General features: G+C 71.7%; 29 protein-coding genes. 12 read left to right on the forward strand and 17 right to left on the reverse strand.

Annotated features, from left to right (window positions below; all coding sequences use genetic code 11):
* Positions 1-110: 110 nt before the first annotated feature.
* Positions 111-878 (reverse strand): enoyl-ACP reductase FabI, encoded by a 768-nt coding sequence (gene fabI / locus ACHFIV_RS21815; RefSeq protein ID WP_398971593.1) that lies wholly within the window; start codon positions 876-878, stop codon positions 111-113.
* Positions 879-883: 5 nt separating this feature from the next.
* Entirely contained in the window at positions 884-1,603 is a 720-nt protein-coding gene (gene fabG / locus ACHFIV_RS21820; protein ID WP_376375614.1) for a 3-oxoacyl-[acyl-carrier-protein] reductase, read from the reverse strand.
* Positions 1,604-1,927: 324 nt separating this feature from the next.
* Here fabG and ACHFIV_RS21825 point away from each other — a divergent pair, with 324 nt between their 5' ends.
* The 3 genes from ACHFIV_RS21825 (at position 1,928) to tyrS (ending at position 6,174) form a co-directional block, all read left to right on the forward strand.
* Complete coding sequence (locus tag ACHFIV_RS21825; RefSeq protein WP_398971595.1) at positions 1,928-3,451, forward strand: TldD/PmbA family protein; 1,524 nt, start codon at positions 1,928-1,930, stop codon at positions 3,449-3,451.
* On the forward strand, positions 3,448-4,842 hold the full coding sequence (locus ACHFIV_RS21830) for a metallopeptidase TldD-related protein (protein WP_398971597.1): 1,395 nt from the start codon (positions 3,448-3,450) through the stop codon (positions 4,840-4,842). The genes ACHFIV_RS21825 and ACHFIV_RS21830 overlap by 4 nt, the downstream gene beginning before the upstream one ends.
* 63 nt (positions 4,843-4,905) lie before the next feature.
* Positions 4,906-6,174 (forward strand): tyrosine--tRNA ligase, encoded by a 1,269-nt coding sequence (gene tyrS, locus ACHFIV_RS21835; protein ID WP_398971600.1) that lies wholly within the window; start codon positions 4,906-4,908, stop codon positions 6,172-6,174.
* Between the two features lie 22 nt (positions 6,175-6,196).
* On the opposite strand, the gene ACHFIV_RS21840 is transcribed toward tyrS, so the two are convergent.
* Positions 6,197-6,481, reverse strand: a complete 285-nt coding sequence (locus tag ACHFIV_RS21840) for a GlsB/YeaQ/YmgE family stress response membrane protein (RefSeq protein ID WP_398971602.1) — start codon at positions 6,479-6,481, stop codon at positions 6,197-6,199.
* Between the two features lie 214 nt (positions 6,482-6,695).
* Between ACHFIV_RS21840 and ACHFIV_RS21845 the strand changes: the two genes are divergently transcribed.
* Together ACHFIV_RS21845 and ACHFIV_RS21850 are read left to right on the forward strand one after the other, a co-directional pair.
* On the forward strand, positions 6,696-7,070 hold the full coding sequence (locus ACHFIV_RS21845) for a DUF3099 domain-containing protein (protein WP_398971604.1): 375 nt from the start codon (positions 6,696-6,698) through the stop codon (positions 7,068-7,070).
* A 222-nt stretch (positions 7,071-7,292) separates the two neighbouring features.
* Positions 7,293-7,541, forward strand: a complete 249-nt coding sequence (locus tag ACHFIV_RS21850; protein ID WP_398971607.1) for a hypothetical protein — start codon at positions 7,293-7,295, stop codon at positions 7,539-7,541.
* Here the strand turns inward: ACHFIV_RS21850 and moaA are convergent.
* The 3 genes from moaA to ACHFIV_RS21865 form a co-directional block, all read right to left on the reverse strand.
* Positions 7,524-8,513, reverse strand: a complete 990-nt coding sequence (gene moaA / locus ACHFIV_RS21855) for a GTP 3',8-cyclase MoaA (protein WP_398971609.1) — start codon at positions 8,511-8,513, stop codon at positions 7,524-7,526. The two genes, ACHFIV_RS21850 and moaA, sit on opposite strands and share 18 nt — an antisense overlap.
* A 175-nt stretch (positions 8,514-8,688) precedes the next feature.
* Positions 8,689-10,329: a cation acetate symporter gene (locus tag ACHFIV_RS21860; RefSeq protein WP_398971611.1), complete on the reverse strand. Its 1,641-nt coding sequence runs from the start codon at positions 10,327-10,329 to the stop codon at positions 8,689-8,691.
* Positions 10,326-10,691, reverse strand: a complete 366-nt coding sequence (locus ACHFIV_RS21865; RefSeq protein WP_398971614.1) for a DUF485 domain-containing protein — start codon at positions 10,689-10,691, stop codon at positions 10,326-10,328. Before ACHFIV_RS21865 ends, ACHFIV_RS21860 begins: the two co-directional genes overlap by 4 nt.
* Positions 10,692-11,003: 312 nt before the next feature.
* On the opposite strand from ACHFIV_RS21865, the gene ACHFIV_RS21870 reads away from it, so the two are divergent.
* The gene (locus ACHFIV_RS21870) at positions 11,004-12,536 is read left to right on the forward strand and encodes a S8 family peptidase (protein WP_398971616.1); all 1,533 of its coding nucleotides are present in this window, start codon (positions 11,004-11,006) and stop codon (positions 12,534-12,536) included.
* A 65-nt stretch (positions 12,537-12,601) separates the two neighbouring features.
* Here ACHFIV_RS21870 and ACHFIV_RS21875 read toward each other — a convergent pair whose 3' ends face one another.
* From ACHFIV_RS21875 to ACHFIV_RS21890, 4 genes are all read right to left on the reverse strand, one after another.
* On the reverse strand, positions 12,602-13,645 hold the full coding sequence (locus ACHFIV_RS21875; RefSeq protein ID WP_398971619.1) for a zinc-dependent alcohol dehydrogenase family protein: 1,044 nt from the start codon (positions 13,643-13,645) through the stop codon (positions 12,602-12,604).
* Positions 13,646-13,665: 20 nt separating this feature from the next.
* Entirely contained in the window at positions 13,666-14,346 is a 681-nt protein-coding gene (locus tag ACHFIV_RS21880; RefSeq protein ID WP_398971622.1) for a lysoplasmalogenase, read from the reverse strand.
* The gene (locus ACHFIV_RS21885) at positions 14,343-15,239 is read right to left on the reverse strand and encodes a sterol desaturase family protein (protein WP_398971625.1); all 897 of its coding nucleotides are present in this window, start codon (positions 15,237-15,239) and stop codon (positions 14,343-14,345) included. The genes ACHFIV_RS21880 and ACHFIV_RS21885 overlap by 4 nt, the downstream gene beginning before the upstream one ends.
* Positions 15,240-15,512: 273 nt before the next feature.
* Complete coding sequence (locus tag ACHFIV_RS21890; protein ID WP_398971628.1) at positions 15,513-16,232, reverse strand: VIT family protein; 720 nt, start codon at positions 16,230-16,232, stop codon at positions 15,513-15,515.
* 143 nt (positions 16,233-16,375) lie between these two features.
* On the opposite strand from ACHFIV_RS21890, the gene ACHFIV_RS21895 reads away from it, so the two are divergent.
* The 5 genes from ACHFIV_RS21895 (at position 16,376) to ACHFIV_RS21915 (ending at position 21,204) form a co-directional block, all read left to right on the forward strand.
* Complete coding sequence (locus ACHFIV_RS21895) at positions 16,376-17,383, forward strand: DEDDh family exonuclease (protein WP_398971631.1); 1,008 nt, start codon at positions 16,376-16,378, stop codon at positions 17,381-17,383.
* Between the two features lie 98 nt (positions 17,384-17,481).
* On the forward strand, positions 17,482-17,715 hold the full coding sequence (locus ACHFIV_RS21900) for a hypothetical protein (protein WP_078492597.1): 234 nt from the start codon (positions 17,482-17,484) through the stop codon (positions 17,713-17,715).
* 68 nt (positions 17,716-17,783) lie between these two features.
* Positions 17,784-18,578, forward strand: coding sequence for an SURF1 family cytochrome oxidase biogenesis protein (locus ACHFIV_RS21905; RefSeq protein ID WP_398971634.1), 795 nt, complete (start codon positions 17,784-17,786; stop codon positions 18,576-18,578).
* Between the two features lie 72 nt (positions 18,579-18,650).
* Positions 18,651-20,444 (forward strand): glycoside hydrolase family 15 protein, encoded by a 1,794-nt coding sequence (locus ACHFIV_RS21910; protein WP_398971637.1) that lies wholly within the window; start codon positions 18,651-18,653, stop codon positions 20,442-20,444.
* A 4-nt stretch (positions 20,445-20,448) separates the two neighbouring features.
* Complete coding sequence (locus ACHFIV_RS21915; RefSeq protein WP_398971640.1) at positions 20,449-21,204, forward strand: SDR family oxidoreductase; 756 nt, start codon at positions 20,449-20,451, stop codon at positions 21,202-21,204.
* A gap of 56 nt (positions 21,205-21,260) precedes the next feature.
* Here the strand turns inward: ACHFIV_RS21915 and amaP are convergent, their stop codons facing one another.
* Genes amaP through ACHFIV_RS21940 form a run of 5 tightly spaced genes read right to left on the reverse strand, consistent with a single transcriptional unit; the run spans position 21,261 to position 23,595 of the window.
* Entirely contained in the window at positions 21,261-21,839 is a 579-nt protein-coding gene (amaP, locus tag ACHFIV_RS21920) for an alkaline shock response membrane anchor protein AmaP (protein WP_398971643.1), read from the reverse strand.
* A gap of 4 nt (positions 21,840-21,843) precedes the next feature.
* On the reverse strand, positions 21,844-22,530 hold the full coding sequence (locus tag ACHFIV_RS21925) for a DUF6286 domain-containing protein (protein ID WP_398971646.1): 687 nt from the start codon (positions 22,528-22,530) through the stop codon (positions 21,844-21,846).
* Entirely contained in the window at positions 22,527-22,880 is a 354-nt protein-coding gene (locus ACHFIV_RS21930) for a hypothetical protein (protein ID WP_398971649.1), read from the reverse strand. The genes ACHFIV_RS21925 and ACHFIV_RS21930 overlap by 4 nt, the downstream gene beginning before the upstream one ends.
* Entirely contained in the window at positions 22,877-23,068 is a 192-nt protein-coding gene (locus ACHFIV_RS21935) for a hypothetical protein (protein WP_277329639.1), read from the reverse strand. The genes ACHFIV_RS21930 and ACHFIV_RS21935 overlap by 4 nt, the downstream gene beginning before the upstream one ends.
* 32 nt (positions 23,069-23,100) lie before the next feature.
* Positions 23,101-23,595, reverse strand: a complete 495-nt coding sequence (locus tag ACHFIV_RS21940; RefSeq protein ID WP_398971652.1) for an Asp23/Gls24 family envelope stress response protein — start codon at positions 23,593-23,595, stop codon at positions 23,101-23,103.
* A gap of 93 nt (positions 23,596-23,688) precedes the next feature.
* Here ACHFIV_RS21940 and ACHFIV_RS21945 point away from each other — a divergent pair, with 93 nt between their 5' ends.
* Positions 23,689-24,384 (forward strand): hypothetical protein, encoded by a 696-nt coding sequence (locus ACHFIV_RS21945; protein WP_398971655.1) that lies wholly within the window; start codon positions 23,689-23,691, stop codon positions 24,382-24,384.
* 82 nt (positions 24,385-24,466) lie between these two features.
* Here the strand turns inward: ACHFIV_RS21945 and ACHFIV_RS21950 are convergent, their stop codons facing one another.
* Together ACHFIV_RS21950 and ACHFIV_RS21955 are read right to left on the reverse strand one after the other, a co-directional pair.
* Positions 24,467-25,258 carry an enoyl-CoA hydratase/isomerase family protein gene (locus ACHFIV_RS21950; RefSeq protein WP_398971658.1) on the reverse strand — a complete coding sequence of 264 codons (792 nt, stop codon included), beginning with the start codon at positions 25,256-25,258 and terminating at the stop codon, positions 24,467-24,469.
* Positions 25,259-25,407: 149 nt separating this feature from the next.
* The gene (locus ACHFIV_RS21955; RefSeq protein ID WP_006123601.1) at positions 25,408-25,629 is read right to left on the reverse strand and encodes a helix-turn-helix domain-containing protein; all 222 of its coding nucleotides are present in this window, start codon (positions 25,627-25,629) and stop codon (positions 25,408-25,410) included.
* Positions 25,630-25,703 lie beyond the last annotated feature (74 nt).

The raw sequence follows: 25,703 nt of genomic DNA on the forward strand, positions 1-25,703 counted from the left end.
TCTTTTCGACTCGAGCGCCGAAGCGCCGGGAGCGGCGGGGAGCGGGCGGGCACGCGACGGCCGCGTACCCCCGTGAGGGGCACGCGGCCGTCGGTGAGCTGGGGGGCGGTTCAGGCGCCCATCATGTGCACGCCACCGTCGACGTGGATGATCTCGCCCGTCGTCTTCGGGAAGAAGTCCGACAGCAGGGCCACGACCCCGCGCCCGGCGGGCTCCGGGTCGGCCATGTCCCAGGCCAGCGGGGAGCGGGTGTTCCAGACCTCCGCGAGGTCACCGAAGCCCGGGATGGACTTGGCGGCCATCGAGCCGATGGGCCCGGCCGAGATCAGGTTGCAGCGGATGCTGTCGCCGCCGAGGTCGCGGGCGAGGTAGCGGGAGGTGGCCTCCAGCGCGGCCTTGGCCGGGCCCATCCAGTCGTACTGGGGCCAGGCGAACTGCGCGTCGAAGGTGAGGCCGACGATCGAGCCGCCGTCCGTCATCAGCGGCTTGCACGCCATGGCGAGCGACTTCAGCGAGAACGCCGAGACGTGCATCGCGGTGGCGACAGATTCGAACGGAGTGTTCAGGAAGTTGCCGCCGAGGGCGTCCTGCGGCGCGAAGCCGATGGAGTGCACGACGCCGTCGAGCGAGCCGAGCTCTTCCTTGACCAGGCCCGCGAGCCTCTCCAGGTGCTCGTCGTTGGTGACATCGAGCTCCAGGACCTTGACGGGCTTCGGGAGCTTCTTGGCGATGCGCTCGGTCAGCGTCGGCCGGGGGAAGGCCGTGAGGATGACCTCGGCGCCCTGCTCCTGGGCCACCTTGGCGGTGTGGAAGGCGATGGACGACTCCATCAGCACCCCCGTGATGAGGATGCGCTTGCCGTCGAGAATTCCGCTCATGGTGATCAGTGACCCATGCCCAATCCGCCGTCAACGGGAATGACGGCTCCAGTGATGTACGACGCGTCGTCGGACGCGAGGAAGCGCACCGCGGCGGCGATCTCAGCGGGCTGCGCGTAGCGGCCGAGCGGCACCTGGGACACGATGCCCTTGCGCTGCTCATCGGTGAGCGCCTGGGTCATGTCGGTGTCGACGAACCCGGGTGCGACGACGTTGAACGTGATGTTCCGCGAGCCGAGCTCACGGGCCAGCGACCGGGCGAAGCCGACGAGGCCCGCCTTGGACGCGGCGTAGTTGGCCTGTCCCGCCGAACCGAGGAGGCCGACGACGGAGGAGATGAGGACGACGCGGCCCTTCTTGGCGCGCAGCATCGCGCGGTTGGCCCGCTTGACGACGCGGAAGGTGCCGGTGAGGTTGGTGTCGAGCACGGACGTGAAGTCGTCCTCTGACATCCGCATCAGCAACTGGTCCTTGGTGATACCGGCGTTGGCGACCAGCACCTCCACGGGGCCGTGCTTCTCCTCGATCTCCTTGTAGGCCTGCTCCACCTGCTCGGTGTCGGTGATGTCGCACCGGACCGCGAGAACGCCCGCCTCGGTGAGCGCCTGGGGCGGCTCTCCCGAACGGTAGGTGACGGCGACCTTGTCGCCGTTGTCGGCGAAGGCGCGGGCGATGGCGAGGCCGATGCCCCGGTTTCCTCCGGTGACGAGAACCGAGCGGCTCAACGGATCACCCTTTCCTTGGCGGTCTGGTACATCGAAAACCTATCGGTACCACTCGGCATCCAGGGAATCGGCCTCTGACAGCGCCGCCGGGCCGCGACTGTCGGATCCCTACAGAACGGCGCGTCCGGGAAGTGCTCGGTCAGGGGCGGCGGCCGTGGCCGGTGCCCCGGCCCCGCGCACCGTGACCAGGGGCGGATCACCGACGGCCGCGCCCCTCCCCGGGGAGTCGCGGCGTCCGCCGCCGCCCCGGCGGACGTGTAGCCGCCCGGAGACGTTCCGTCGCATGGTTCACTCCGAGGTACTCAGAGAGAAGGGGAGCCCTTCGTGGCCCACGAGGTAGATCAGTCGTTCCTGGCGCTGCCGCTGCGTGCCCTCGCCGACGCGGCGCTCGCCCGCGCCCGCGCGCTCGGCGCCGTACACGCGGACTTCCGGTTCGAACGGGTGCGCGGCGCCTCCTGGCGGCTGCGGGACGCCCGGCCGTCCGGGACGTCCGACACCACGGACACCGGGTACGCGGTCCGGGTGGTGCACGGCGGCGCCTGGGGATTCGCGTCCGGGGTGGACCTGTCGATGGACGCGGCGGCGAAGGTGGCCTCGCAGGCCGTCGCCATGGCGAAGCTGTCGGCGAAGGTGATCGCGGCGGCCGGTTCGGACGAGCGTGTGGAACTGGCCGACGAGCCGGTGCACGGGGAGCGGACCTGGGTGTCGGCGTACGAGCTGGACCCCTTCGGCGTACCGGACACCGAGAAGACCGGGCTGCTCGCCGACTGGAGCGCGCGGCTGCTGGCGGCCGACGGCGTCGCGCACGTGGACGCCTCCCTGATGACCGTCCACGAGAACAAGTTCTACGCGGACACCGCGGGGACCGTCACCACCCAGCAGCGCGTGCGGGTGCATCCGCAGCTGACCGCGGTGGCCGTGGACGGGACGACCGGTGAGTTCGACTCGATGCGGACGATCGCCCCGCCCGTGGGCCGGGGCTGGGAGTACCTCACGGGCACCGGCTGGGACTGGGACGCGGAGCTGGAGCGCATCCCCGGCCTGCTGGCCGAGAAGATGCGGGCGCCGAGCGTCGAGGCGGGGACGTACGACCTGGTCGTCGACCCGTCCAACCTGTGGCTGACCATCCACGAGTCGATCGGCCACGCGACCGAGCTGGACCGGGCGCTGGGCTACGAGGCCGCGTACGCGGGCACGTCGTTCGCCACCTTCGACCAGCTGGGGAAGCTCGCGTACGGCTCCCCCGTGATGAACGTGACCGGCGACCGCACCGCGGAGCACGGGCTCGCGACGATCGGGTACGACGACGAGGGCGTCGAGGCGCAGTCCTGGGACCTTGTCAGGGACGGGACGCTGGTGGGCTACCAGACGGACCGGCGGATCGCGAAGCTGACGGGCCTGGGCCGGTCCAACGGGTGCGCGTACGCCGACTCGCCGGAGCACGTACCCGTGCAGCGCATGGCGAACGTGTCGCTGCGGCCGGATCCGGGCGGGCTCTCCACGGAGGATCTGATCGGCGGGGTGGAGCGCGGGATCTACGTGGTCGGCGACCGGTCGTGGTCGATCGACATGCAGCGCCACAACTTCCAGTTCACCGGGCAGCGGTTCTTCCGGATCGAGAACGGCAGACTGGCAGGTCAGCTGCGTGACGTCGCCTACCAGGCGACGACCACGGACTTCTGGGGCTCGATGGAGAAGGTCGGCGGCCCCCAGACCTATGTGCTGGGGGGCGCGTTCAACTGCGGGAAGGCTCAGCCGGCCCAGGTCGCAGCCGTCTCGCACGGATGCCCCTCCGCCCTCTTCCGGGGCGTGAACATCCTCAACACGACGCAGGAGGCCGGTCGATGAGCCGCGTCAGCAAGCCCTACGAGATCGTCGAGCGCGCGCTGGAGCTGTCCACCGCCGACGGCTGCGTGGTCATCGCGGACGAGAGTTCCTCCGCCAATCTGCGCTGGGCCGGGAACGCGCTCACCACGAACGGGGTGACGCGGGGACGGACCCTGACCGTGATCGCCACCGTGGACGGCTCCGAGGGAACGGCGTCCGGTGTGGTCTCCCGCTCGGCCGTCACCGCCGACGACCTGGAACCGCTCGTCCGGGCCGCCGAGGCAGCCGCGCGCGGCGCCGGACCGGCCGAGGACGCGCAGCCCCTCGTCTCGGGGGTCCCGGTGTCCGACGGCTTCACGGAACCGCCGGCCGAGACCGGCTCCGACGTCTTCGCCGGCTTCGCCCCGGCGCTCGGCGACGCCTTCGCGCGGGCCCGTTCGGGCGGCCGCGAGCTGTACGGCTTCGCCCACCACCAGCTGAACTCGACGTACCTGGGGACGTCGACGGGGCTGCGGCTGCGCCACGACCAGCCGAACGGGACGCTGGAGCTGAACGCCAAGTCCCCCGACCGGACCCGTTCCGCGTGGGCGGGCAGGGCCACCCGGGACTTCCGGGACGTCGATCCGGCGGCTCTGGACGCGGAGCTGGCGCAGCGCCTCGGCTGGGCCGACCGCAGGATCGAGCTGCCGGCCGGCCGCTACGAGACACTGCTGCCGCCGACGGCGGTGGCCGACCTGCTGATCTACCAGTACTGGTCGGCGGGCGCCCGGGACGCCGCGGAGGGCCGGACCGTCTTCTCACGCCCGGGCGGCGGTACGCGGATCGGCGAGACCCTCTCGGCTCTGCCCCTGAGCCTGCGCAGCGACCCGCACGCTCCGGGGCTGGAGTCCGCCCCCTTCGTGATCGCGCACGCGTCGGGGGACGGTTCCTCCGTGTTCGACAACGGACTGCCGCTGGCCCCGACCGACTGGATCAAGGACGGCAGGCTGGAGCGGCTGACCACGACCCGGCACTCCGCGGGGCTGACCGGCCTGCCGGTGGCACCCTCGATGGACAACCTCGTCCTGGACGGCGGCGGCGAGCAGTCCCTGGAGGAGATGGTGGCCGCGACGACCGGCCGGGCCCTGCTGCTGACCTGCCTCTGGTACATCAGGGAGGTGGACCCGGCCACCCTGCTGCTGACCGGTCTGACACGGGACGGGGTCTACCTGGTGGAGGACGGCGAGGTCCTCGGCGAGGTGAACAACTTCCGGTTCAACGAGTCGCCGGTCGGGCTGCTGTCCAGGGCGTCGGAGGCGGGCCGTACGGAGAAGACGCTGCCGCGCGAGTGGGGCGACTACTTCACGCGGGCGGCGATGCCCGCGCTGCGCATCCCCGATTTCCACATGAGCTCGGTCAGCCGGGGTGTGTGACGCCCCTAGACTGACCGGACGACCGATCGGACCCAGTCGGACCCGCAGAGGAGAGAAAAGACCGTGACGGACATCGTCGACGAGCTGAAGTGGCGTGGGCTGTTCGCCCAGTCCACCGACGAGGACGCATTGCGCAAGGCTCTCGCGGACGGCCCGGTCACCTTCTATTGCGGCTTCGACCCGACCGCGGCGAGTCTGCACGTCGGCCACCTGGTGCAGGTGCTCACCATGCGCCGGCTCCAGCTGGCCGGGCTGAAGCCCCTCGCCCTGGTCGGCGGGGCGACCGGCCAGATCGGTGACCCGCGGCCGACGGCGGAGCGCACGCTGAACGACCCGGAGACCGTCGCCGCGTGGGTCCAGCGGCTGCGCGGGCAGATCGAGCCCTTCCTCACCTTCGAGGGCCCGAACGCCGCGACGATGGTCAACAACCTGGACTGGACCGCGGGCCTGTCGGCGATCGAGTTCCTCCGGGACATCGGCAAGCACTTCCGGGTCAACAAGATGCTCACCAAGGACTCGGTGGCCCGCCGGCTGGAGTCGCAGGAGGGCATCAGCTACACGGAGTTCAGCTACCAGCTCCTGCAGGGCATGGACTTCCTGGAGCTGTACCGGCGCCACGGCTGCACCCTGCAGCAGGGCGGCAGCGACCAGTGGGGCAACCTCACGGCGGGGATCGACCTGATCCACCGCCTGGAGCCGGGTGCCTCCGTGCACGCGCTGGCGACGCCGCTCATGGTGAAGGCCGACGGCACCAAGTTCGGCAAGTCCGAGAGCGGGGCCGTATGGCTCGACCCGGAGATGACGACGCCGTACGCGTTCTACCAGTTCTGGCTGAACGTGGACGACCGGGACATCTCGACGTACATGCGCATCCTCAGCTTCAAGAGCCGCGAGGAGCTGGAGGAGCTGGAGAAGCTCACCGAGGAGCGCCCGCAGGCTCGCTCGGCACAGCGTTCGCTGGCCGAGGAACTGACGACGCTGGTGCACGGCGGCGCGCAGTGCGCGGCGGTCATCGCGGCGTCGAAGGCGCTGTTCGGCCAGGGTGAGCTCGGCGAGCTGGACGAGGCGACGCTGAGCGCCGCCCTGTCCGAGGTGCCGCACGCCCGGGTCGCCGAGCTGGGGCCGGTGGTGGATCTCCTGGTCGAGGTCGGGCTGTCCGCCAGCAAGTCGGCCGCCCGCCGTACGGTCAAGGAGGGCGGGGCCTACGTGAACAACGTGAAGGTCACGGACGGCGAGAGCGCACCGGCGCGCGAGGAGCTGCTGCACGGACGCTGGCTGGTCCTGCGCCGGGGCAAGAAGAACCTGGCGGCCGTCGAGGTCGCCGCCGGCTGACGCCGGCGCACACAGCACCGGGTCAGGTTCTCTGCTGCCTGCCCCGTTTGCCCCGGATCGACTGCCAGAGCATGTCCCCGACGCCGACGACGGCCACGGCACCGATCAGCTGCAGCACATGGCGGATCCAGTCGATCCCCTTGGTGTCGTTGACACCGATCCAGGTCGCGACGGCGTTGCCGAGGATGCTGCCGAGGATGCCGAACACCACCGTCAGCCAGAGGGGGATGTCCTGCTTCCCCGGCAGGATCGCCCGGGCGATCACACCGAGCACCAGCCCTACGATGATTGCCCACAACCAGCTCATATCGCCTCCTCGTGCGGCGCGGTGTGCGCACGTCCGCCCAGTCTCGGCCCGCCGGACGTACGACGCATGCCGGACGGGGCCGTACGTGGGACGGCGGCCGGCACCCGCGCGGACGGGATGCGCCCCGGTCTCGAATGCGGCGGACACCGGGCGTACCGTAGGAGCGGCACCGTCCGGGGCAGGTCCGGCACAGAGATCTGGTGGTGGAATCACGATGCGGAAGCAGAGCGGCACGGAGGTCTTCCGTATCACGGGTGCCCGGCAGGGTCTCGCCGACGACGTGCGGGGCAGGCAGCGCCGCTACATCATCTCGATGTCCGTGCGCACCGTCTCCGTGGTGCTGGCCGCGACCCTGTGGAACGTCGAGAGGCATGTGGCGGTGGTGGCGCTCGCGCTGGGCGTTCTGCTCCCGTATGTGGCGGTGGTCATCGCCAACGCCGGCCGCGAGAACGCCCCCTCGCTCCCCACGACGTTCGTGCCCGCACCGATGCGGCCCGCTCTGGGAGCGGCCTCCGGTGCCGCTCCCGCGGAGCCGGGCGCGGACCCCGGGACGGCCGGCCGGACGGGCGATCCGCGCACCGCGGACTGAGCGGCGGCGGCCCGCGACGGCCGGTTGGCCGCGCTCAGATCAATCATGACGTTCCGGTGCACCGGACCCCGGGCCCCATGGCATACTTCGGGAGCGCTCCGCATCCCCCGTCGGAGCGACGGACCGACGCCGGGCAGCTCCCCCCGTGGCTGCCCGGCGTCGCCGTTCTCCGGCGGGGATGTGTCGCGGAGTCCTCGCCCCGGAGCGCTTAGGGTGGAGGCCGTGAACTTCCCCGATACCTCCGCCCTGGGCGCCACCGGCGCACCGGTGTGTTCCGCCAAGGGCTGCCGCGCAGACGCCGTGTGGGTGCTCGCCTGGAACAACCCGAAGCTGCACACCCCGGAGCGCCGCAAGACCTGGCTGGCCTGCGACGAGCACCGGGAGCACCTGTCGTCGTTCCTCGGGGTGCGCGGTTTCCTCAAGGACGTCGTGACGCTGGCCGAGTGGGAGTCCTCAGCCGCCGATCGCTGACATCGGGCGGTCGGGCTGCAGGAAGGCGGGGTCGTCGAGTCCGGAACCCGCCTTCTTGCCCCACATCGCGAGCTTCCAGATCCCGGCGATCTCCTCGTCCGGGGCGTCCGAACGCAGGGCGGCGCGCAGGTCCGTCTCCTCGCGGGCGAAGAGGCAGGTGCGGACCTGCCCGTCGGCGGTGAGCCGGGTCCGGTCGCAGGCCCGGCAGAAGGGCCTGGTCACGGAGGCGATGACGCCGACGCGGTGCGGGCCGCCGTCCACGGTCCAGCGTTCGGCGGGTGCCGATCCGCGCTCCTCGTCCCCTTCGGCGGTCAGGTCGAAGCGTGTGCGCAGGGAGGCGAGGATGTCGCCCGCGGTGATCATTCCGTCGCGCTTCCAGCCGTGCTGGGCGTCGAGGGGCATCTGCTCGATGAAGCGGAGCTCGTAGGCGTTCTCCACGGCCCAGGCGAGCAGCTCCGGGGCCTCGTCGTCGTTGAGTCCTGGCATGAGGACGGAGTTGACCTTGACGGGGGTGAGTCCTGCCTCACGGGCGGCCTGGAGTCCTTCCAGGACGTCCTTGTGCCGGTCGCGGCGGGTGAGGGTCTTGAAGACGTCGGGGCGCAGGGTGTCCAGGGACACGTTGACCCGGTCCAGGCCTGCCGCCTTCAGTGCGGCGGCGGTGCGCTTGAGTCCGATGCCGTTGGTGGTGAGCGACATCCTGGGGCGGGGCTCCAGGGCGGCGCAGCGCTCGACGATGGAGACGAGTCCGGGGCGCAGCAGTGGCTCGCCACCGGTGAAACGGACCTCGGTGACGCCGAGACCGGTGACGGCGATGCGGATGAGCCGGACGATCTCGTCGTCGCTGAGCAGCTCGGTCTTGGAAAGCCACTGCAGGCCTTCTTCGGGCATGCAGTAGGTGCAGCGGAGATTGCACTTGTCGGTCAGTGAAACGCGCAGGTCGGTGGCGACCCGGCCGTAGGTGTCGACGAGCACTGTGGGCCCCCTCCCCCGGAGATGTCCGCGGTTGCGGTTCTGACTCCTTCTGACTCCTCCGAGACTACGCGAGAGCTGTGACATCGCGGGGGCCCGGTTGACACGAGGTGCGGCGGGGCCCCGTCGTAGGTCTCTACGACGGGGCCCCGCCGGGGTCCGGCACAGGGAGGGCGGGTCAGTGCGCGCCGGTACCGGTGAGGGACTTGACCTCGAGTTCGGCGTACTTGCCCTTGTCCGGCTCCTCCTTGGAGAGGACCGAGCCGACCCAGCCGAGCAGGAAGCCCAGCGGGATGGAGATGAGGCCGGGGTTCTCCAGGGGGAACCAGGCGAAGTCCACGTCCGGGAACATCGAGCTGGCCTTCCCGGAGACGACCGGGGAGAACAGGACCAGGACGACGGACGAGGCGAGACCGCCGTAGATGGACCAGAGGGCGCCCTGGGTGGTGAAGCGCTTCCAGAAGAGGCTGTAGAGGATGGTCGGCAGGTTGGCCGAGGCGGCGACGGCGAAGGCGAGGGCCACCAGGCCCGCGACGTTCAGGTCGCGGGCCATGGCGCCGAGGCCGATGGAGACGACGCCGATCGCGACGGTGGCCCAGCGGGCCGCGCTCATCTCCTCCTTCTCGGTCGCCTTCCCCTTGCGGATGACGTTGGCGTAGATGTCGTGGGCGAAGGAGGACGAGGAGGCGAGGGTGAGGCCCGCGACGACGGCGAGGATCGTCGCGAAGGCGACGGCGGAGATGACGGCGAGCATGATCGCGCCGCCGGTGGTTCCGACCCCGCCTAGGTACTCGGCGAGCTGGGGTGCCGCCGCGTTGCCGGCCGGGTTCTTCGCCTTGATCTCCTCGGGCCCGATGAGTGCCGCGGCGCCGAAGCCGAGGGCGATCGTCATCAGGTAGAAGGCTCCGATGATGCCGATGGCCCAGTTCACGGACTTGCGGGCGGCCTTGGCGGTCGGGACGGTGTAGAAGCGGATCAGGATGTGCGGCAGACCGGCGGTGCCGAGCACCAGCGCGATACCGAGCGAGATGAAGTCCAGCTTCGACACGTCGGTGGCGCCGTACTTGAGGCCGGGTTCGAGGAACGACGCGCCGTGACCGCTCTTCTCCGCGGCGGTGCCCAGCAGGTCGGAGACGTTGAAGTCGAACTTCCAGAGCACCATGAGGGTCATCAGCAGCGCGCCGGCGATGAGCAGCACGGCCTTGACCATCTGGACCCAGGTGGTGCCCTTCATGCCGCCGATGGTGACGTAGAGGATCATCAGTACGCCGACCAGCGCCACGATGAGGACCTTGCCGGCGTCGCTGGTGATCCCGAGCAGCAGCGCGACGAGGACTCCCGCGCCCGCCATCTGGGCCAGCAGGTAGAAGATCGACACGACGATGGTGGAGACACCCGCGGCGGTGCGCACCGGCCGCTGCCGCATCCGGTAGGCGAGGACGTCGCCCATGGTGTAGCGGCCCGAGTTGCGGAGCGGTTCGGCGACGAGCAGGAGCGCGACGAGCCAGGCGACGAGGAAGCCGATGGAGTAGAGGAAGCCGTCGTAGCCGAAGAGCGCGATGGCTCCGGCGATGCCGAGGAAGGACGCCGCCGACATGTAGTCGCCGGAGACGGCCAGGCCGTTCTGGAAGGCGGTGAACTGCCGCCCGCCGGCGTAGAAGTCCGACGCGCTCTTGGTCTGGCGGCCCGCCCAGACGGTGATGCCCAGGGTGGCGGCGACGAAGACCGCGAAGAGGGTGATGATCAGCGGCCGGTGTTCGGTCGTCGAGTTCGACGCGGCGAGCTGGATCACGGGGTGCGAGGTGTACGCGGCGCTCATGCGTCGGCCTCCAGACGGGACTTGATGGCCGCCGCCCGCGGGTCGAGCTTGTTCGTGGCGTGGCGCGAGTAGAACCAGGCGATCAGGAACGTGGTGGCGAACTGGGCGAGGCCGAAGACGAAGGCGACGTTGAAGTTCGCGAAGACGATCTTGCTCATGAAGCCTTCGGCGTAGCTGGACAGCAGCACGTACAGCAGATACCAGGCAATGAACCCGACGGTCAGCGGAAAGGCGAAGGAGCGGTGGGCGCGGCGCAGCTCGGCGAACTCCGCGCTGTTCTGTGCCTCGAGGAACACCTCGGTCGTGGGCTGGACGGGACTGCCGTCCGCAGGGGTCTGGGGCGGCGGTGCTTCGGTGGCCACGGATTCTCCTCGCGACGCGGGTGCGGTGGTGGGAGCGGTCGGTTTCACGGGGAGTCCTCTGCGTTCGCGGGTGTGGGGGCTGGTGTGCGCGACTCCCTGTGCAACGGCACGGAGAGCGCGGCGTAGCGGTTCACCGCAGGTTCGGTCTTCTCCGGCCGGCTCCCGTGGACGCGACTCCCACAGGTCACACCTCGAACTCACTTGCCCGTATTCATTGATGTGCCGGGAAGATCAGCGATAACTTCACTGGTCATGTACCGGACCGGACACGCCTGTGTCCGGCTCCACCGGCACGGATGATGTGGAGAACCCATGGCTCATCTGGCATCCAGACGGACTCGCGTACTCACGCTGCCCGTCGGACTCGCGCTCACGGCCTCGATCGGCTTCCTCCCGATGGGGACCGCGGCCGCGGCACCCGCGGACCAGCCGGCGACGGCGGTCCGCGCGGACGGCCCCAAGTTGTCGTACGTCGTCAACACGCGCCCTGGTCACGGCACCGTCAAGCAGGTGCGGAAGGCGATATCCGCGGCCGGCGGCACCGTCGTGACGTCCTACGACAAGATCGGCGTCATCGTCGTCCACTCGCAGAACCCGGACTTCGGCGCGACGATCCGCAAGGCCAGGGGCGTCCAGTCGGCGGGCGCCACGCGCACCAGCCCGATCGTCCCGCAGGCGACGAAGGACATCGGCGTCGAGCAGCCCCTCACCGCCGGCCAGGCGCGGGCCGCGTCGCAGGAGGCGGTGGCGGGCCAGGACCCGCTGGAGCCCCTGCAGTGGGACCTGCCCGCCATCAAGGCGGACAAGGCGCACAAGAAGTCGCTCGGCAGCAGCAAGGTCACGGTCGCGGTCATCGACACGGGCGTGGACGACACGCACCCCGACCTGGCCCCCAACTTCGACCGCGCGGCCTCGGTCAACTGCGTGTCGGGCGCCCCGGACACCACGGAGGGCGCCTGGCGGCCCGCGGCCGGTGAGAGCGACCACGGCACGCACGTCGCGGGCACCATAGCCGCGGCGAAGAACGGCACCGGTGTCACCGGTGTCGCGCCCGGCGTGAAGGTCTCCGGCATCAAGGTGTCCACGCCGGCCGGGTTCTTCTACACCGAGGCAGTGGTCTGCGGCTTCGTCTGGGCCGCCGAGCACGGGGTCGACGTCACCAACAACAGCTACTACACCGACCCGTGGCTCTTCAACTGCAAGAACGACCCGGACCAGGGCGCCCTGGTCGAGTCGGTCACCCGGGCCACCCGTTACGCGGAGGGCAAGGGCGTCGTCAACGTCGCCGCGGCCGGGAACTCCGACCACGACCTGGCCCTCGACGCCATCGAGGACACGACGAGCCCCAACGACACGACGCCGGTCACGCGCACGGTCGACCCGAGCGCCTGCCCCGACATCCCGACCATGGTGCCGGGTGTCGTGACGGTCTCCGCGACCGGTGCGAAGAACCTCAAGTCCTCCTACTCGAACTACGGCCTCGGGGTCGTCGACGTGGCGGCCCCGGGCGGTGACTCGACGCGCTACCAGGCGCCGGAGGCACCGGCCGACAACGGGCTGATCCTGTCGACGCTGCCCGGCGGCGGATTCGGCTACAAGGCCGGAACGTCCATGGCGTCCCCCCACGTCGCGGGTGTCGCCGCCCTGATCAAGTCGACCCACCCGTACGCCTCGGCGGCGGGGGTGAAGGCCCTGCTGACGCACCAGGCCGACGCCACCGCGTGCGGCGCGCCGTACGACATCGACGGTGACGGCACCGTCGACGCGGTCTGCGAGGGCGGCAAGCAGTACAACGGCTTCTACGGAGCCGGTGTCGTGGACGCGCTGGACGCGGTCCGCAGGTAAGGCGTCAGGGAGGAGGGGCCGGGGACAGCTGTCCCCGGCCCCTCCTCCCGTGTGTGCGGCCGCCGCTACGGCCTGATGATCACCTTGAGCGCCGTGCGCTCGTCCATGGCCTTGTATCCGCCCGGCACCCCGTCCAGGCCGACCGACAGGTCGAAGACCGGCGACGGGTCGATCGTGCCGTCCAGCACGTCGGGGAGCAGGTCCGGGATGTAGGTGCGCACAGGGGCGACGCCGCCCCGCAGGGTGATGTTCCGGTCGAACATCGCGTCGAGGTCGACTCCCGTGCCGCTGCCGTGCGGCACTCCGACGTATCCGATGGAGCCCCCGTCGCGGACGACGCCGATGGCGGTACGCATCGACTGTTCGGTCCCGACCGCCTCGATGACGCCGTGGGCGCCTTCACCCCGCGTCAGCTCCCGTACGGCCGCCAGTGCCGCCTCGCCACGCTCGGCGACGACGTCCGTCGCGCCGAAGGCGCGGGCGATGTCCGTACGGGCCTGGTGCCGGCCGAGCGCGATGATGCGCTCGGCGCCGAGGCGCTTGGCCGCCATGACGCCGCACAGGCCGACCGCGCCGTCACCCACGACCGCCACGGTGCTGCCGGGCCTCACGCCTGCCCCGAGGGCGGCGTGGTGGCCGGTGCCCAGGACGTCGGAGAGCGCCAGGAGCGCGGTGAGCAGCCGGTCGTCGGACGCGGCCGCCGCCGGCAGCTTGACCAGGGTCCCGTCGGCGAAGGGGACGCGGACCGCCTCGCCCTGGCCGCCGTCGGAACCGGCCGATCCCCAGAAGCCGCCCTGAGGGCAGGAGGTGGTGAGCCCTTCGGCGCAGTAGGTGCAGGTGCCGTCGGACCAGACGAAGGGGGCGACGACGAGATCGCCGACGGCGAAGCCGTTGACCCCGGGGCCCGTCTCCTCGACGACGCCGAGGAACTCGTGGCCGATGCGCTGACCGGGCTGCCGGACCGACTCGCCGCGGTAGGCCCACAGGTCGCTGCCGCAGATGCAGGCGCGCAGCACCCGCAGCACCACGTCGGTGGGCTGCTGGACGGTGGCGTCGGGCACCTCCTCCACACGGATGTCGTGGGGGGCGTGGATCACAGTGGCGCGCATGCGGGGACGTCCTCGCCGTCTCAGATTCTGATACGCCTCTCACCGTACGCCCCGGGAGCGCCGCCGGCGGAATCCACTCGTCCGCCGAGCGCCCCCCAGGTGAGGAGGAACTGCGCGGCCAGGTAGGTGAGCATGATCCAGAAGCCGTGCGCCGGCAGCTGCGGCCAGTCCGCGATACCGGTGGCGATCAGCGCGTCGGAGAGCAGGAAGAGCGCGCCGCCGAGTGCGGCGTACCGGCCGAGCGCGCCGGCACGCCAGGCCATCGCGGTGAGGAGCAGGCTGTAGCCGGTCAGCGGGATCCGCAGTCCGGCCGGCAGACCGGGCCACAGGAGCCCGACGAAGACCACGAGGAGGGCGGCGTACGCGAGGCCGGCCGGCGGGGACACGCGCGCACGCCCGAAGAGCCACAGGTAGCAGACGTGGCCGACGGCGAAGGAGCCCATCCCGGCGAGGAAGGCGGCATCCGCGCCGGGCATCAGCAGGACGTCCCCGCCCCAGCCGCACAGCAGCGCCGCTACGAGCAGCCGGGGGCCGTTCCGGGCGAGGGCGTAGGCGGCGAGCAGGGGCATCAGCAGCGGCTTGGTGACCAGGTGGGCGGCCTCGGCGCCGGCGAGCAGCCCGGCCAGGTGGAGGGCGGAGACGGCGAGGAAGGCGGCGAGCAGCGGTCGTACGAACCGGGGCGAGCCCGCGCGGGGCTTCATCCGGTCGGCTCGGTGGCGGCGCGCGGCTGCGCGGGGAGGGTCGCGGCGGGAGGGACGGCGCTCGACGGCTGCCAGCCCGGCCCGCGGAAGACCCGGCCCGCCCGCTCGCTCCAGGTGGCCGCCGCCCGTACGTCGCGGGCGATGGCGGCGTACTCGTGGGTGGCGACGCGGAACGGGTTGTGGGTGGTGATGTTCTTGGTGAGGCCGAAGACGGGGCGCTCGGTCTCGGCGGCGAACGAGCCGAAGAGCCGGTCCCAGACGATGAGGATCCCGCCGAAGTTCCGGTCGAGGTAGCCGCCCTGGGACGCGTGGTGCACCCGGTGGTGGGAGGGCGTGTTGAGCACGTACTCGAAGGGCCGGGGCAGCTTGTCGATCCGCTCGGTGTGCACCCAGAACTGGTAGACGAGGTTCGCCGAGGAGCAGAAGGCGAGCGCGGCCGGGTGGACGCCGAGGGCGATGAGCGGGAGGTAGAAGGGCCAGGAGGTGAGCGAGGTCCAGGGCTGGCGCAGGGCCGTGGTGAGGTTGAACTTCCGGCTGGAGTGGTGGACCACGTGGCAGGCCCAGAGGATGCGGATGACGTGGTGGCCGCGGTGGGACCAGTAGTAGAAGAAGTCCTGGGCGAGCGGCATCAGCAGGACCGTCCACCACAGGACGGGGACCCGTAGCGGGGTCAGTTCGTACAGGGCGGCGTAGATCGCCACGACGGGTATCTTCCACAGCAGGTCGAAGACCAGGCTGCCCAGCCCCATCGTGACGCTGGTGGCGGCGTCCTTGGCGTCGTATCCGGCGGCCTCGTCGTCCGGATGAAGGCGGTACGACACCATCTCGAGGACGGTGAGCAGGACGAAGGCCGGGATCGACCACAGCACGACATCGGGCAGGTTCGGCTCCATGCGAGCACCGTAGAGCCGTCCCGGGCGCCGGGCATAGACGTTGTTACCGACAAGTATGTGAGACGCGGCGTCATGAGCGTTTGGCGGGTTCCGCCAACTGACCCGTCGCGGGAGGCTCTCCGCGTGCGCCGACGTGGCGCCGGCCGGCATCGGGGCCAGGGCAGCGACGACACCGCCCACCGGTTCGGGCCGCTGTTCGCGCCGGGACCGCCCTCACCGCACCGCCCGCTTCCCGCCCGGGCGCGTGGTGCGCGACGGCCAGGCCCCCCGCGCTCACACCCCCGCCGCGCCCAGCAGCGTCCCCGCCCCGTACGTCACCGCCATGGCCACCGCTCCCCCGGCCATGTTCCGCAGCACCGCCCGTCCCGCCGGCGCCTCCCCCAGCCGCGCGCTCCACCAGCCCGTGAGCGCCAAGGCCGCGAGCACCGAAACGATCGTGACGGGCAGTCGCAGCGCGGCGGGCGGAAGCACGATCGCCAGGAGCGGCAGCAGCGCGCCCGCGGTGAAGGCCAGGAAACTCGCCCCTGCCGCGTGCCACGGGTTGGTCAGCTCGTCCGGGTCGATGCCCAGCTCGACCTCGGCGTGGGCGCGCAGGGCGTCGCGCCGGGTGAGCTGGACGGCCGCCTCCCGCGCGAGCCCGCGGCTCAGCCCCTTCTCCTCCAGCAGTCCCGTCAGCTCGGCGAGCTCCGCCTCCGGCGCCTCCTCGAGTTCCCGCTTCTCCAGGGCCAGCGCGGCCTTCTCGGAATCGCGCTGGGTGGACACCGACACGTACTCGCCCGCCGCCATCGACATGGATCCGGCGAGCAGTCCGGCCAGACCCGCTGTCAGCAGGACGGAGCGGTTCCCCGTGGCTCCGGCCACGCCGACGACCAGGCCGGCCGTGGAGACCACGCCGTCGTTGGCGCCGAGCACCGCGGCCCGCAGCCAGTTGAGCCGGGTGCCGAGCCCGCCCCTGTGGGGTTCGTCCTGGTGCCGCGCCTCTGTGTCCGTCACCCCGGGAGCGTCTCACCGGGCCCGCCCCCGGCGCATCCCCGGGCCCGCGTGTCCGTCGCTCCGGCCAACTGGGCCACGGCGGCTCCGGGTTCGCGGCCCGAGGTGCCCGGATAGGTCACTGTCGGTCCCGGCCCGTATTCTCTGTGACCATGCTCGACGACCGTCAGACCGCAGTGCCGTGGCCGGCCGCGTATCCCCAGGGGTACGCGGTCGTCGACGTGGAGACCACCGGACTCGCCCGCGACGACCGGATAATCTCCGCTGCCGTGTACCGACTGGACGCGAGAGGTGACGTCGAGGACCACTGGTACACGCTGGTCAACCCCGAGCGGGATCCCGGCCCCGTGTGGATCCACGGACTGACCAGCGACGTCCTGGAGGGCGCGCCGCTCTTCCCGGAGGTCGCCGCGCAGCTGTCCGAGCGGCTCGCCGGACGGGTGCTCGTCGCCCACAACGCCGCGTTCGACTGGTCGATGATCGCCCGGGAGTACGCACGGGCGGCGGTCGTCGCTCCCGTGGAGCAGCGGCTCTGCACCATCGCGCTCGCCAAGGAGCTGCGGCTCCCCCTGCCCAACCACAAGCTGGAGTCGCTGGCCGCGCACTTCGGCGTGGTGCAGCAGCGAGCCCACCACGCCCTGGACGACGCCCGGGTGCTGGCCGAGGCCTTCCGGCCCAGCCTGCACGCGGCTGCCAGGGACGGGGTGCGGCTGCCGCTGCTGGAGTGCCTGCCCCTGACGGAGTGGACCGACTCCCCGGTCACTCCTCGGGCCGGCTACCGCCCGTCGCAGGGCCAGGGCAGCTGGCGCCCCTCGCGCAAGCGCCCCGCGTGCCCGTATCCGAACCCTGGGCGCTACGAGTCGGACAAACCCCTCATGCAGGGCATGCGGGTGGCCTTCTCCGGTGACACCTCGATCGACCGGGAGCTCCTGGAGGACCGCGCCGTGGAAGCCGGTCTGCACGTGGCGACCAGTGTGTCGCGGCTGACGAGCCTGCTCGTCACCAACGACCCGGACTCCGCCACGTCCAAGACGGTGAAGGCGAAGTCGTTCGGCACCCCGATCCTGGAGGAGAGCGCCTTCACCCATCTGCTGCGGGACGTGGCACCGGCCAGGACGGTCGCCGTGCCGAAGCCCTCACCGGCGTCGGAGTGAGCGCCGCACCGGAGCCCTCACCGTCATCGGAGTGAACCGGAGGCGACTCGCCCGCTGCCGGCTCGCCCGTCGCCGCCCGGCGTCCCACCCTGTGGCGCATGGCACGTTGTGAGGTTTGCGGGAACGACTACGGGATGTCCTTCGAGGTGCACGCGCAGGGTGCTGTGCATGTCTTCGACTGCTTCTCCTGCGCCATCCACCGCATGGCGCCCATCTGTGAGCACTGCCGGGTCCAGGTCATCGGCCAGGGCGTCGAGGTCGACGGCCACTGGTACTGCGGCGGCCACTGCGCCCGCGCCGAGGGAAGGACGGGCATCGTGGACAAAGTATGACGGGCTGACCCGTCCGCGCGGGGGACCCTCCGTGCCGCACCCCATGGCCCCGGTTGTACGGTCATGGGGTGTACCGCTTCCTGTTGACCCGGCAGTGGGTGATTCTCACCCTCCTCGTCCTCGCGATGATTCCCACGATGGTGGAGCTGGGTTTCTGGCAGCTGCACCGGCACGAACACCGGGTCGAGCAGAACGCGCTGATCACGCGCAACCTGGAGGCGGCCCCGGTCCCCGTGACCCGCCTCACCTCTCCGGGGCACACGGTGCCCCGCTCCGACTACTGGCGCGCCGTGACGGCCACCGGGACGTTCGACACCGAGGACGAGGTGGTCGTACGCCGCCGCACCTCGCAGGACGAGCGTATCGGCGTACTCGTCCTGACCCCGCTGGACCTCAAGGGCGGCGGCACCGTCCTGGTCAACCGCGGCTGGGTCCCGGCCGCGGCCGACCAGCAGGCCTACCCGGAGGTCCCCGCCCCGCCCCGCGGCGAGGTCACCGTCACGGGCCGGCTCAAGGCGGACGAGACGACGAGCGCCAGCGGCATCAAGGACCTCGAGGGCCTGCCGGACCGGCAGGTGATGCTGATCAACAGCTCCCAGCAGTCGCACCTGCTGGGCCGTCCCGTACTCGGCGGATACCTGGAGCTGACCGGCCCCGAGCCTGACGGCGGCAGCCCCGAGACGATCGCCGCCCCCGACGACGGCTCCATCGGTCCTCACATGGCGTACGCCGTCCAGTGGTGGCTCTTCGCCGCCGGGGTGCCCGTCGGCTGGGTCGTCCTCGTACGCCGTGAGAAGCGCGACCGCGAAGAGGCCGCCGAGGACGGGGAGACGACGGCGCAGCCGGAACCGGCGACCGCCTGAGTCCGTGGCGCCCGGCGTGTTCACGCCGGTTCCCCTGCTTAGCGGGGCCGAGGTTCGGGAAGACGCCACAGCGTGACCCCACGTATCGAGGACTACGCCATCATCGGCGATCTCCAGACGGCCGCCCTGGTCGGCAGGAACGGTTCAGTCGACTGGCTGTGTCTGCCCCGCTTCGACTCCGGCGCCTGTTTCGCGGCCCTGCTCGGTGACGAGGACAACGGCCACTGGCGCATCGCCCCCCAGGGCACGGACAGCACCGACACCTGCACCCGGCGCGCCTACGTGGACGACTCCCTGGTCCTGGAGACGTACTGGGAGACCAGGACCGGGACCGTGAAGGTCATCGACTTCATGCCGCAGCGCGACAAGGCACCCGACGTCATGCGGATCGTCGAGGGCGTCAGCGGCAGCGTCGACATGAGTTCCGTGCTGCGGCTGCGGTTCGACTTCGGTTCCGTGGTCCCGTGGATGCGCCGCTCGCACGGGCACCGGGTGGCCGTCGCGGGCCCCGACTCCGTCTGGCTGCGCAGCGAGCCGCCGGTCAAGACGTGGGGCCAGCAGTTCAGCACGTGCTCCTCCTTCACCGTCACCGAGGGCGAGTCCGTGGCGTTCGTCCTCACCTGGCACCCGTCGCACTCCCCCCGCCCGAAGCTGGTCGACCCTCACAAGTCGCTGAGGCACACCCTCACCGACTGGGCGAAGTGGGCGGCGCGCTGCACCTACCACGGCAGGCACCGGGAGGCGGTCCTCCGCTCGCTGATCACCCTGAAGGCCCTCACCTACGCCCCGACCGGCGGGATCGTGGCGGCCCTCACGACCTCGCTGCCCGAGGAGATCGGAGGCGTACGGAACTGGGACTACCGCTACTGCTGGTTGCGGGACTCCACGCTCACCCTGGGCGCCATGATCTCGGCCGGATACGTGGAGGAGGCGGCCGCCTGGCGGGACTGGCTGCTGCGGGCCGTGGCCGGTGACCCCGCGGACCTCCAGATCATGTACGGGCTCGCCGGCGAGCGCAGACTCCCCGAGTCGGAGTTGCCGTGGCTGAGCGGCTACGAGAACTCGGTTCCGGTCCGCACCGGTAACGCGGCGGTGCGGCAGCGGCAGCTCGACGTGTACGGCGAGGTCATCGACTCCCTCAGGGTGGCCCGCGACGCCGGGCTCGACGACAAGCCGCACGCCTGGAACCTGCAGCTCAGTCTGCTCGGCTTCCTGGAGTCCACCTGGCGCGAGCCGGACGAGGGGCTGTGGGAGGTCCGGGGGCAGCGCCGCCACTTCGTGCACTCCAAGGTGATGGCCTGGGTCGCGGCCGACCGGGCGGTGCGCACCCTGGAGGAGAACCCCGGCCTGCCGGGTGACGCCGACCGGTGGCGGGCGATGCGGGACGCCGTGCACGCGGAGGTCTGCGAGAAGGGCTACGACCCGGTGCGCAACACCTTCACCCAGTACTACGGCTCCCAGGAGCTGGACGCCTCGACGCTGCTCATCGTGCGCACCGGCTTCCTGCCACCCGACGACCCCCGGGTGACCGGGACCGTCGACGCGGTGCGGGACGAGCTCGCCCACGACGGTCTGATCCGCCGCTACAGCACCGAGGGCGCGTCGGTGGACGGCCTGCCCGGTGACGAGGGGGCGTTCCTCGCGTGCTCGTTCTGGCTGGTCGACGCCCTGCTGCGGACGGGCCGCCGGGACGAGGCCGAGGTGCTCTTCGACCGGCTGCTGGACCTGCGCAACGACGTGGGGCTGCTGGCCGAGGAGTACGACCCCGTGGCAGGGCGCCAGCTCGGCAACTACCCCCAGGCGTTCAGCCACATCGGCCTGGTGAACAGCGCGGTCGACCTCGCCGGTGAGGACTTGGCAGGATAGGGCCATGGATCTTGGACTGAAGGACCGTGTCTACATCGTCACCGGCGCGACCCGCGGGCTGGGCAACGCCACCGCGCGCGCGCTCGCCGCCGACGGCGCGAAGGTGGTCATCTCCGGCCGTGACGAGAAGGCCGCCGCCGACGCCGCCGCCGAACTGGGACCCGACGTGGTCGGGATCGCCGCCGACAACGCCGACCCGCTGGCCGCCCGGCGCCTGGTGGACGCCGCGAAGGAGCGCTTCGGCCGGCTCGACGGCATCCTCATCAGCGTCGGCGGCCCCGCGCCGGGCTACCTGGCGGACAACACGGACGACCAGTGGCAGTCGGCCTTCGAGTCGGTCTTCCTCGGTGCCGTGCGACTGGCCCGCACGACGGCGGACGCGCTCGGAGAGGGCGGTGTCATCGGCTTCGTCCTGTCCGGATCGGTGCACGAGCCGATTCCCGGCCTCACGATCTCGAACGGACTGCGTCCGGGCCTCGCCGGTTTCGCCAAGTCCCTCGCCGACGAGCTCGGCCCGCGCGGCATCCGGGTCGTCGGGGTGCTGCCGTCCCGGATCGACACGGACCGGGTACGGGAACTCGACGCGCTGTCCGGCGACGCCGAGGCCGCCCGCACGGCCAACGAGGCGCGTATCCCGCTGCGCCGCTACGGCACTCCGGAGGAGTTCGGGAAGACCTCGGCCTTCCTGCTCTCCCCGGCCGCCTCCTATCTGACGGGCATCATGGTGCCCGTCGACGGCGGGGCCCGGCACGGCTTCTGACGCCCCGGCACGCTTCCTGACGCCCCCGGCGTGACGGGCACGTCCGCGCGAGGTCGTCAGTTCACCCGCTCCGCGCGGTGCTTGACCGCCCTCAGCCGGACCTCGGCGGGCAGCTCGTCCAGCCCGGCCGAGGACCGCGCGTGGGTGAGCGCCCCTTCGGCGAGACCACGCAGCGCCAGCGCCGGGGACGCGTGCGGCTCCATCAGCATCCGGACCCGGGCCCGCGGGGCGGTGCGCCGGCCGGTCAGCGCGGCCTTGGCGTCGGACACGCCGTCCAGGGCTCCCGCCTCGTCGGCGATCACACCCTCCAGGGCCCGCCCGCGCAGCAGCGCTCCCTCTCCGTCGCCGCTGTCGACCAGCACCTCGGAGAGGCGCCCGCGGCGCAGCTGGGCGAGGAACCACCACAGCGCGAGGACCACCAGGACGGCGAGCACCGCGATGACGGTGGGCCACCACCAGCCCTCGTCCCTCCACCTGGTCCGGTCGGCCTCGCTGAGCAGCACGTCGTCCCTGCCGTCGAAGGGCCACCAGGAGGGCGCGGACAGGCCGAGCCCCGTGGCGAGGACGGCGCCGCCGACGACGACGAGAACCAGCCCGGCCAGGCCGAGCAGGACCCGGTTGACGGTTCTGATCACGGGGTCACCCCTTCTTCGCCGGCCGGCGCACGCGCACGGACAGGCCGGGCGGCCGTGCCAGGCCCAGTTCGCTGATGGCGGTACCGAGGACGGTGTCCAGGTCGGTCCGGACGTCGTCGAGTTCGCGGAAGTGCGAGAGGGCCCGCACCCTCGCCTTGCGCCGGCTCACTCTCACCCGGACGGACTGCACACCGGCCACCTCCACGGCCCGGTCCCGCAGGACGAGGGCGGCGGCGGTCCGGTCGAGTCCGGCCCGTACGCCGGTGTGATGACGGCTCATGGGGAGCAGGGCGCGCAGCCCTGGGGTGAGGGCGAGGAGGAGCAGCCAGAGGCCGAGTGCGGCCGCCAGCGCGGAGCCCGCCAGGACCCAGACGTCGTCGAGGTGACGGGTCGCCAAGCCGTCGGCGGCGGAGCGCCGCCACTGCATGGCCGGGTGGTCGGCACGCACGGCCGCGATGTCGTAGAGCAGGAGTCCCGCGCCGCCGAGAACGATCAGGGCGAGCAGGGCCGCGGGGATCCTCCGGCCGGACCAGAAGCGGCCCGCTCTGCCGCCCGGCCGCTCCGGGGCGCGGGCGGGTTCGTAGGACGAGCCCGACGCCGACCGCTCCCTCTCCAGCACGCCGCCGGGTGGGCCGGACTCGACGGTGGGCAGGCGCCGTGTGCTGTTCTCCGGGTCCTGGGGTTCGGTCATCGGATGCTCCCCTCCGGTGCGGTGCCGGCTCGGGACGGGTGCAGCCGTTCGACCTGCACCGTCACCTCGGGCACCTCCATCCCCGCCAGGGCTCTTACCCGCTCGGCCACGCGACGACGCACCGCGCCGCACTCCCGGCCGATGTCGCAGGGGTAGGCGAGGTCGAGGCTGACCCTCACCCGTGCGGTGTCCCGGTGCACGGTGACGGTGGCGCGCGGCGCGGCGGCGTCCTCGGGCCGTTCGTCGACCGCTTCCCTGGCCGCCTGTGCGGCGATCTTCGCGACGACCCGGTCGGCGATCCGGGTCTGCCCGCGCCCGGCGGCTTCGACCCGGCCCGTCATGTCCGTCACCGTCGCCGGTCGCCGCGCTCGCGACTCCGGAAGAAGTCGCCGGGTTCCAGGTCGCCGTCCAGGAAGCGGCCGACGACGAAGCCGACCGCGCCCAGCGCGGCCACCAGTAGAAAGGCCCCGAACCCGCCGAAGTACCCGGCGAAACCGAGCGCCATGCCGGCCACCAGGCCGACCACAGCCATGCTCATCGTGTGCTCCTCAACTGCCGGACGTGAGAGGTCTACTGGACGCGGGACTCCGACTCGTCCTCGTCGTCCTCCTCGTCGGGCAGTTTCACGTCGGTCACGGCGATGTTGACCTCGACGACCTCGAGGCCGGTCATCCGCTCGACCGCCGCGATGACGTTCTCGCGCACGTCGCGGGCCACCTCGCTGATCGCCACGCCGTAGTCGACGACGATCTCCAGGTCGAGGGCGGCCTGCGATTCGCCGACCTCCGCCTTGACGCCCCGGGACACGGACTTGTTGCCGCCGGGGACGCGGTCGCGGACCGCGCCGAACGTCCGGGAGAGGCCGCTGCCCATCGCGTGGACACCGGCGACGTCACGTGCCGCCATTCCGGCGATCTTCTCGACCACACCGTCGGCGATGGTGGTGCGGCCCCGGGTGCCGGGCGCTCCCCCGCCTCGTTTGCTCAACTGGCTCTGCCTGCCGTCTTCCCCGCCGTACACACTGCCGGGGCTGTCGGGCCGGTTCCGCTGCGGGCTCTCGGTCATCGCCGCTCTTCCCTTCGGGGCGGGTTGAACTTCCGTCGCCCACAGTAAGTGCGCTTGCCCGGTCCCGCGCCGTGGATACGGCAGGGTGGAGCAATGACTACGGCTGACAGCCCGCACGGGGCCGACGGATGGGCCGCTGCGGTACGCCAACGGCTCGGCTTGGGCAGACTGCTCCCTCTGGGCGGCCCGGCGGATGGTTCCTGGATCGCGGAACGGGCGGCGACGACGGTGCTGCGGGGCGCCGCAGCAGGATCGGGGGCGGTCCTGGGCACGCTCAGGATCGCCCCCGCGGACGAGGCACACGCCCCGGACCCGGTGGTACCCGGACCTCCCAGCGCCCTGCCGCCGGGCCCCTTGCGGATCGAGGCCGGCTTCTCCGCGACGGCGCGGCGGCCGCTGACGGCCACCGCGGACGCGTTGCGCGCGGCTCTGCTGGCGGCGGCGGCCCAGCGGCTGGGCCTGGTGGTCGACGAGGTGGACCTCAGGGTGACCGGCCTGCTGGACGAGGAGCCGCAGCCGGTGACGGAGCCGCCGGCCGACGTGCGGGCGGCGGAGCCGGACGGCACCGCGGCGTCGGCGGCGGCGGGTGTTCCGGGCGTCGTGTCGCTGACACGGACGCTGGGCAGCGCCGTACAGCACTCGGAGGGTCACGTCCGGGTGGAACTCGCGACGGCCGGCGGACACCGGGCGCTCGATGTGGCGCAGGCGGTGCGCGGAGCGGTGACACAGGCGGTGGAAGGCCGCCCGACCGTCGCCGTGCTGGTCACGGCCGTGGTGGACCAGGACTGACAGCGCCCCCGCCGGGCGGCGGGGGCAGTGCGTGCCGGGGTCGCGTGCGTCCGGCGGGCGAGGCCGCCGGGGCCGCGTGCGTTCAGTCGGCGAGTCCGGCGAGGTCGCGCAGGCGGCGGCCCTGGGCGGCCCGCTCCGCGGTGCGCTGCTCCTCGTACGTCCGCGAGAGCGCGCCGCTCAGCAGCGCCTTCGTCTCGACGACCGCGTCGCGCGGGGCGGCGAGCAGCGCCGCGGCGAGGTCGCTCCCTGCCGCGTCGAGCTGGTCGGCGGGGACCACCAGGTTGGCGAGACCGGTGCGCTCGGCCTCCTCGGCGTGCACGAAGCGCCCGGTGGCGCAGATCTCGAGCGCGCGGGCGTATCCCACCAGGTTGACCAGGGGGTGGGTGCCCGTGAGGTCGGGGACGAGACCGAGGCTGGTCTCACGCATGGCGAACTGCACGTCCTCGGCGACGATCCGCAGATCACAGGCGAGTGCGAGCTGGAAGCCGGCGCCGATCGCGTGTCCCTGGACAGCGGCGATCGACACGATGTCGTTGCGGCGCCACCAGGTGAAGGCCTCCTGGTACTCGGCGATGGTCGCGTCGAGCTGCTCCTCCGAGCCGCGCGCCAGGTCGAGGAAGGACGGCTCGCCGTCGAATCCCCCGGGTGCGAAAGCCTGCCGGTCGAGGCCCGCGGAGAAGGACTTGCCCTCGCCGCGCAGCACGACGACCCGCACGCTGCCGGGGAGCGCCCGTCCGGCCTCTGCCAACGCCCGCCACAGAGCGGGAGACTGAGCGTTGCGCTTGGCCGGGTTGGTGAGCGTCACCGTGGCAACCGCGTCTTCGACGGTGAGCCGTACGCCGTCCTTGTCGAGCACAGAGTCGAGCGAGGTCATGGAGCGCCTCCGGATCGGGTGCAGTCAGCACTTACTGGCAAGTAACTGAACAGTAACCACCCGGACGACCTGACGATCGGCCGGGTGGCCACCCGGTGTTCCGGTGAGCTCCGGAGCCGGCCGGGCCGGCCCCTGACCGCTGCCCGCCGTCAGGCCGAAGCGGCCTTCTTGCCGCGAGTCGCTCCGCCGCGTCCCCGCAGCGTGACTCCGGACTCGCTGAGCATCCGGTGGACGAATCCGTAGGAGCGGCCGGTTTCCTCGGCCAGCGCCCGGATGCTCGCACCGGAGTCGTACTTCTTCTTCAGGTCTGCCGCGAGCTTGTCGCGCGCGGCGCCGGTCACCCGGCTGCCCTTCTTCAGAGTCTCGGCCACCCGTGCCTCCTCAAGGAAGTGCGCTCTGGACTCTCATGATCACCCCTCCAGGGCTTCCTGGCCACCCATTCGGC

Source organism: Streptomyces sp. ALB3 (assembly GCF_044385685.1).
Taxonomy (GTDB): domain Bacteria; phylum Actinomycetota; class Actinomycetes; order Streptomycetales; family Streptomycetaceae; genus Streptomyces.

Excerpts from the sequence above, each read along its gene's own strand:
- fabI (WP_398971593.1), bottom strand. The coding sequence starts at position 878 with ATGAGCGGAATTCTCGACGGCAAGCGCATCCTCATCACGGGGGTGCTG.
- ACHFIV_RS21830 (WP_398971597.1), top strand. The coding sequence starts at position 3,448 with ATGAGCCGCGTCAGCAAGCCCTACGAGATCGTCGAGCGCGCGCTGGAG.
- ACHFIV_RS21875 (WP_398971619.1), bottom strand. The coding sequence starts at position 13,645 with ATGCGCGCCACTGTGATCCACGCCCCCCACGACATCCGTGTGGAGGAG.
- ACHFIV_RS21840 (WP_398971602.1), bottom strand. The coding sequence starts at position 6,481 with ATGAGCTGGTTGTGGGCAATCATCGTAGGGCTGGTGCTCGGTGTGATC.
- ACHFIV_RS21845 (WP_398971604.1), top strand. The coding sequence starts at position 6,696 with ATGCGGAAGCAGAGCGGCACGGAGGTCTTCCGTATCACGGGTGCCCGG.
- ACHFIV_RS21945 (WP_398971655.1), top strand. The coding sequence starts at position 23,689 with ATGACTACGGCTGACAGCCCGCACGGGGCCGACGGATGGGCCGCTGCG.
- ACHFIV_RS21860 (WP_398971611.1), bottom strand. The coding sequence starts at position 10,329 with ATGAGCGCCGCGTACACCTCGCACCCCGTGATCCAGCTCGCCGCGTCG.
- ACHFIV_RS21950 (WP_398971658.1), bottom strand. The coding sequence starts at position 25,258 with ATGACCTCGCTCGACTCTGTGCTCGACAAGGACGGCGTACGGCTCACC.
- ACHFIV_RS21870 (WP_398971616.1), top strand. The coding sequence starts at position 11,004 with ATGGCTCATCTGGCATCCAGACGGACTCGCGTACTCACGCTGCCCGTC.
- ACHFIV_RS21940 (WP_398971652.1), bottom strand. The coding sequence starts at position 23,595 with ATGACCGAGAGCCCGCAGCGGAACCGGCCCGACAGCCCCGGCAGTGTG.
- ACHFIV_RS21880 (WP_398971622.1), bottom strand. The coding sequence starts at position 14,346 with ATGAAGCCCCGCGCGGGCTCGCCCCGGTTCGTACGACCGCTGCTCGCC.
- ACHFIV_RS21925 (WP_398971646.1), bottom strand. The coding sequence starts at position 22,530 with ATGACCGAACCCCAGGACCCGGAGAACAGCACACGGCGCCTGCCCACC.
- ACHFIV_RS21935 (WP_277329639.1), bottom strand. The coding sequence starts at position 23,068 with ATGAGCATGGCTGTGGTCGGCCTGGTGGCCGGCATGGCGCTCGGTTTC.
- ACHFIV_RS21915 (WP_398971640.1), top strand. The coding sequence starts at position 20,449 with ATGGATCTTGGACTGAAGGACCGTGTCTACATCGTCACCGGCGCGACC.
- ACHFIV_RS21885 (WP_398971625.1), bottom strand. The coding sequence starts at position 15,239 with ATGGAGCCGAACCTGCCCGATGTCGTGCTGTGGTCGATCCCGGCCTTC.
- ACHFIV_RS21900 (WP_078492597.1), top strand. The coding sequence starts at position 17,482 with ATGGCACGTTGTGAGGTTTGCGGGAACGACTACGGGATGTCCTTCGAG.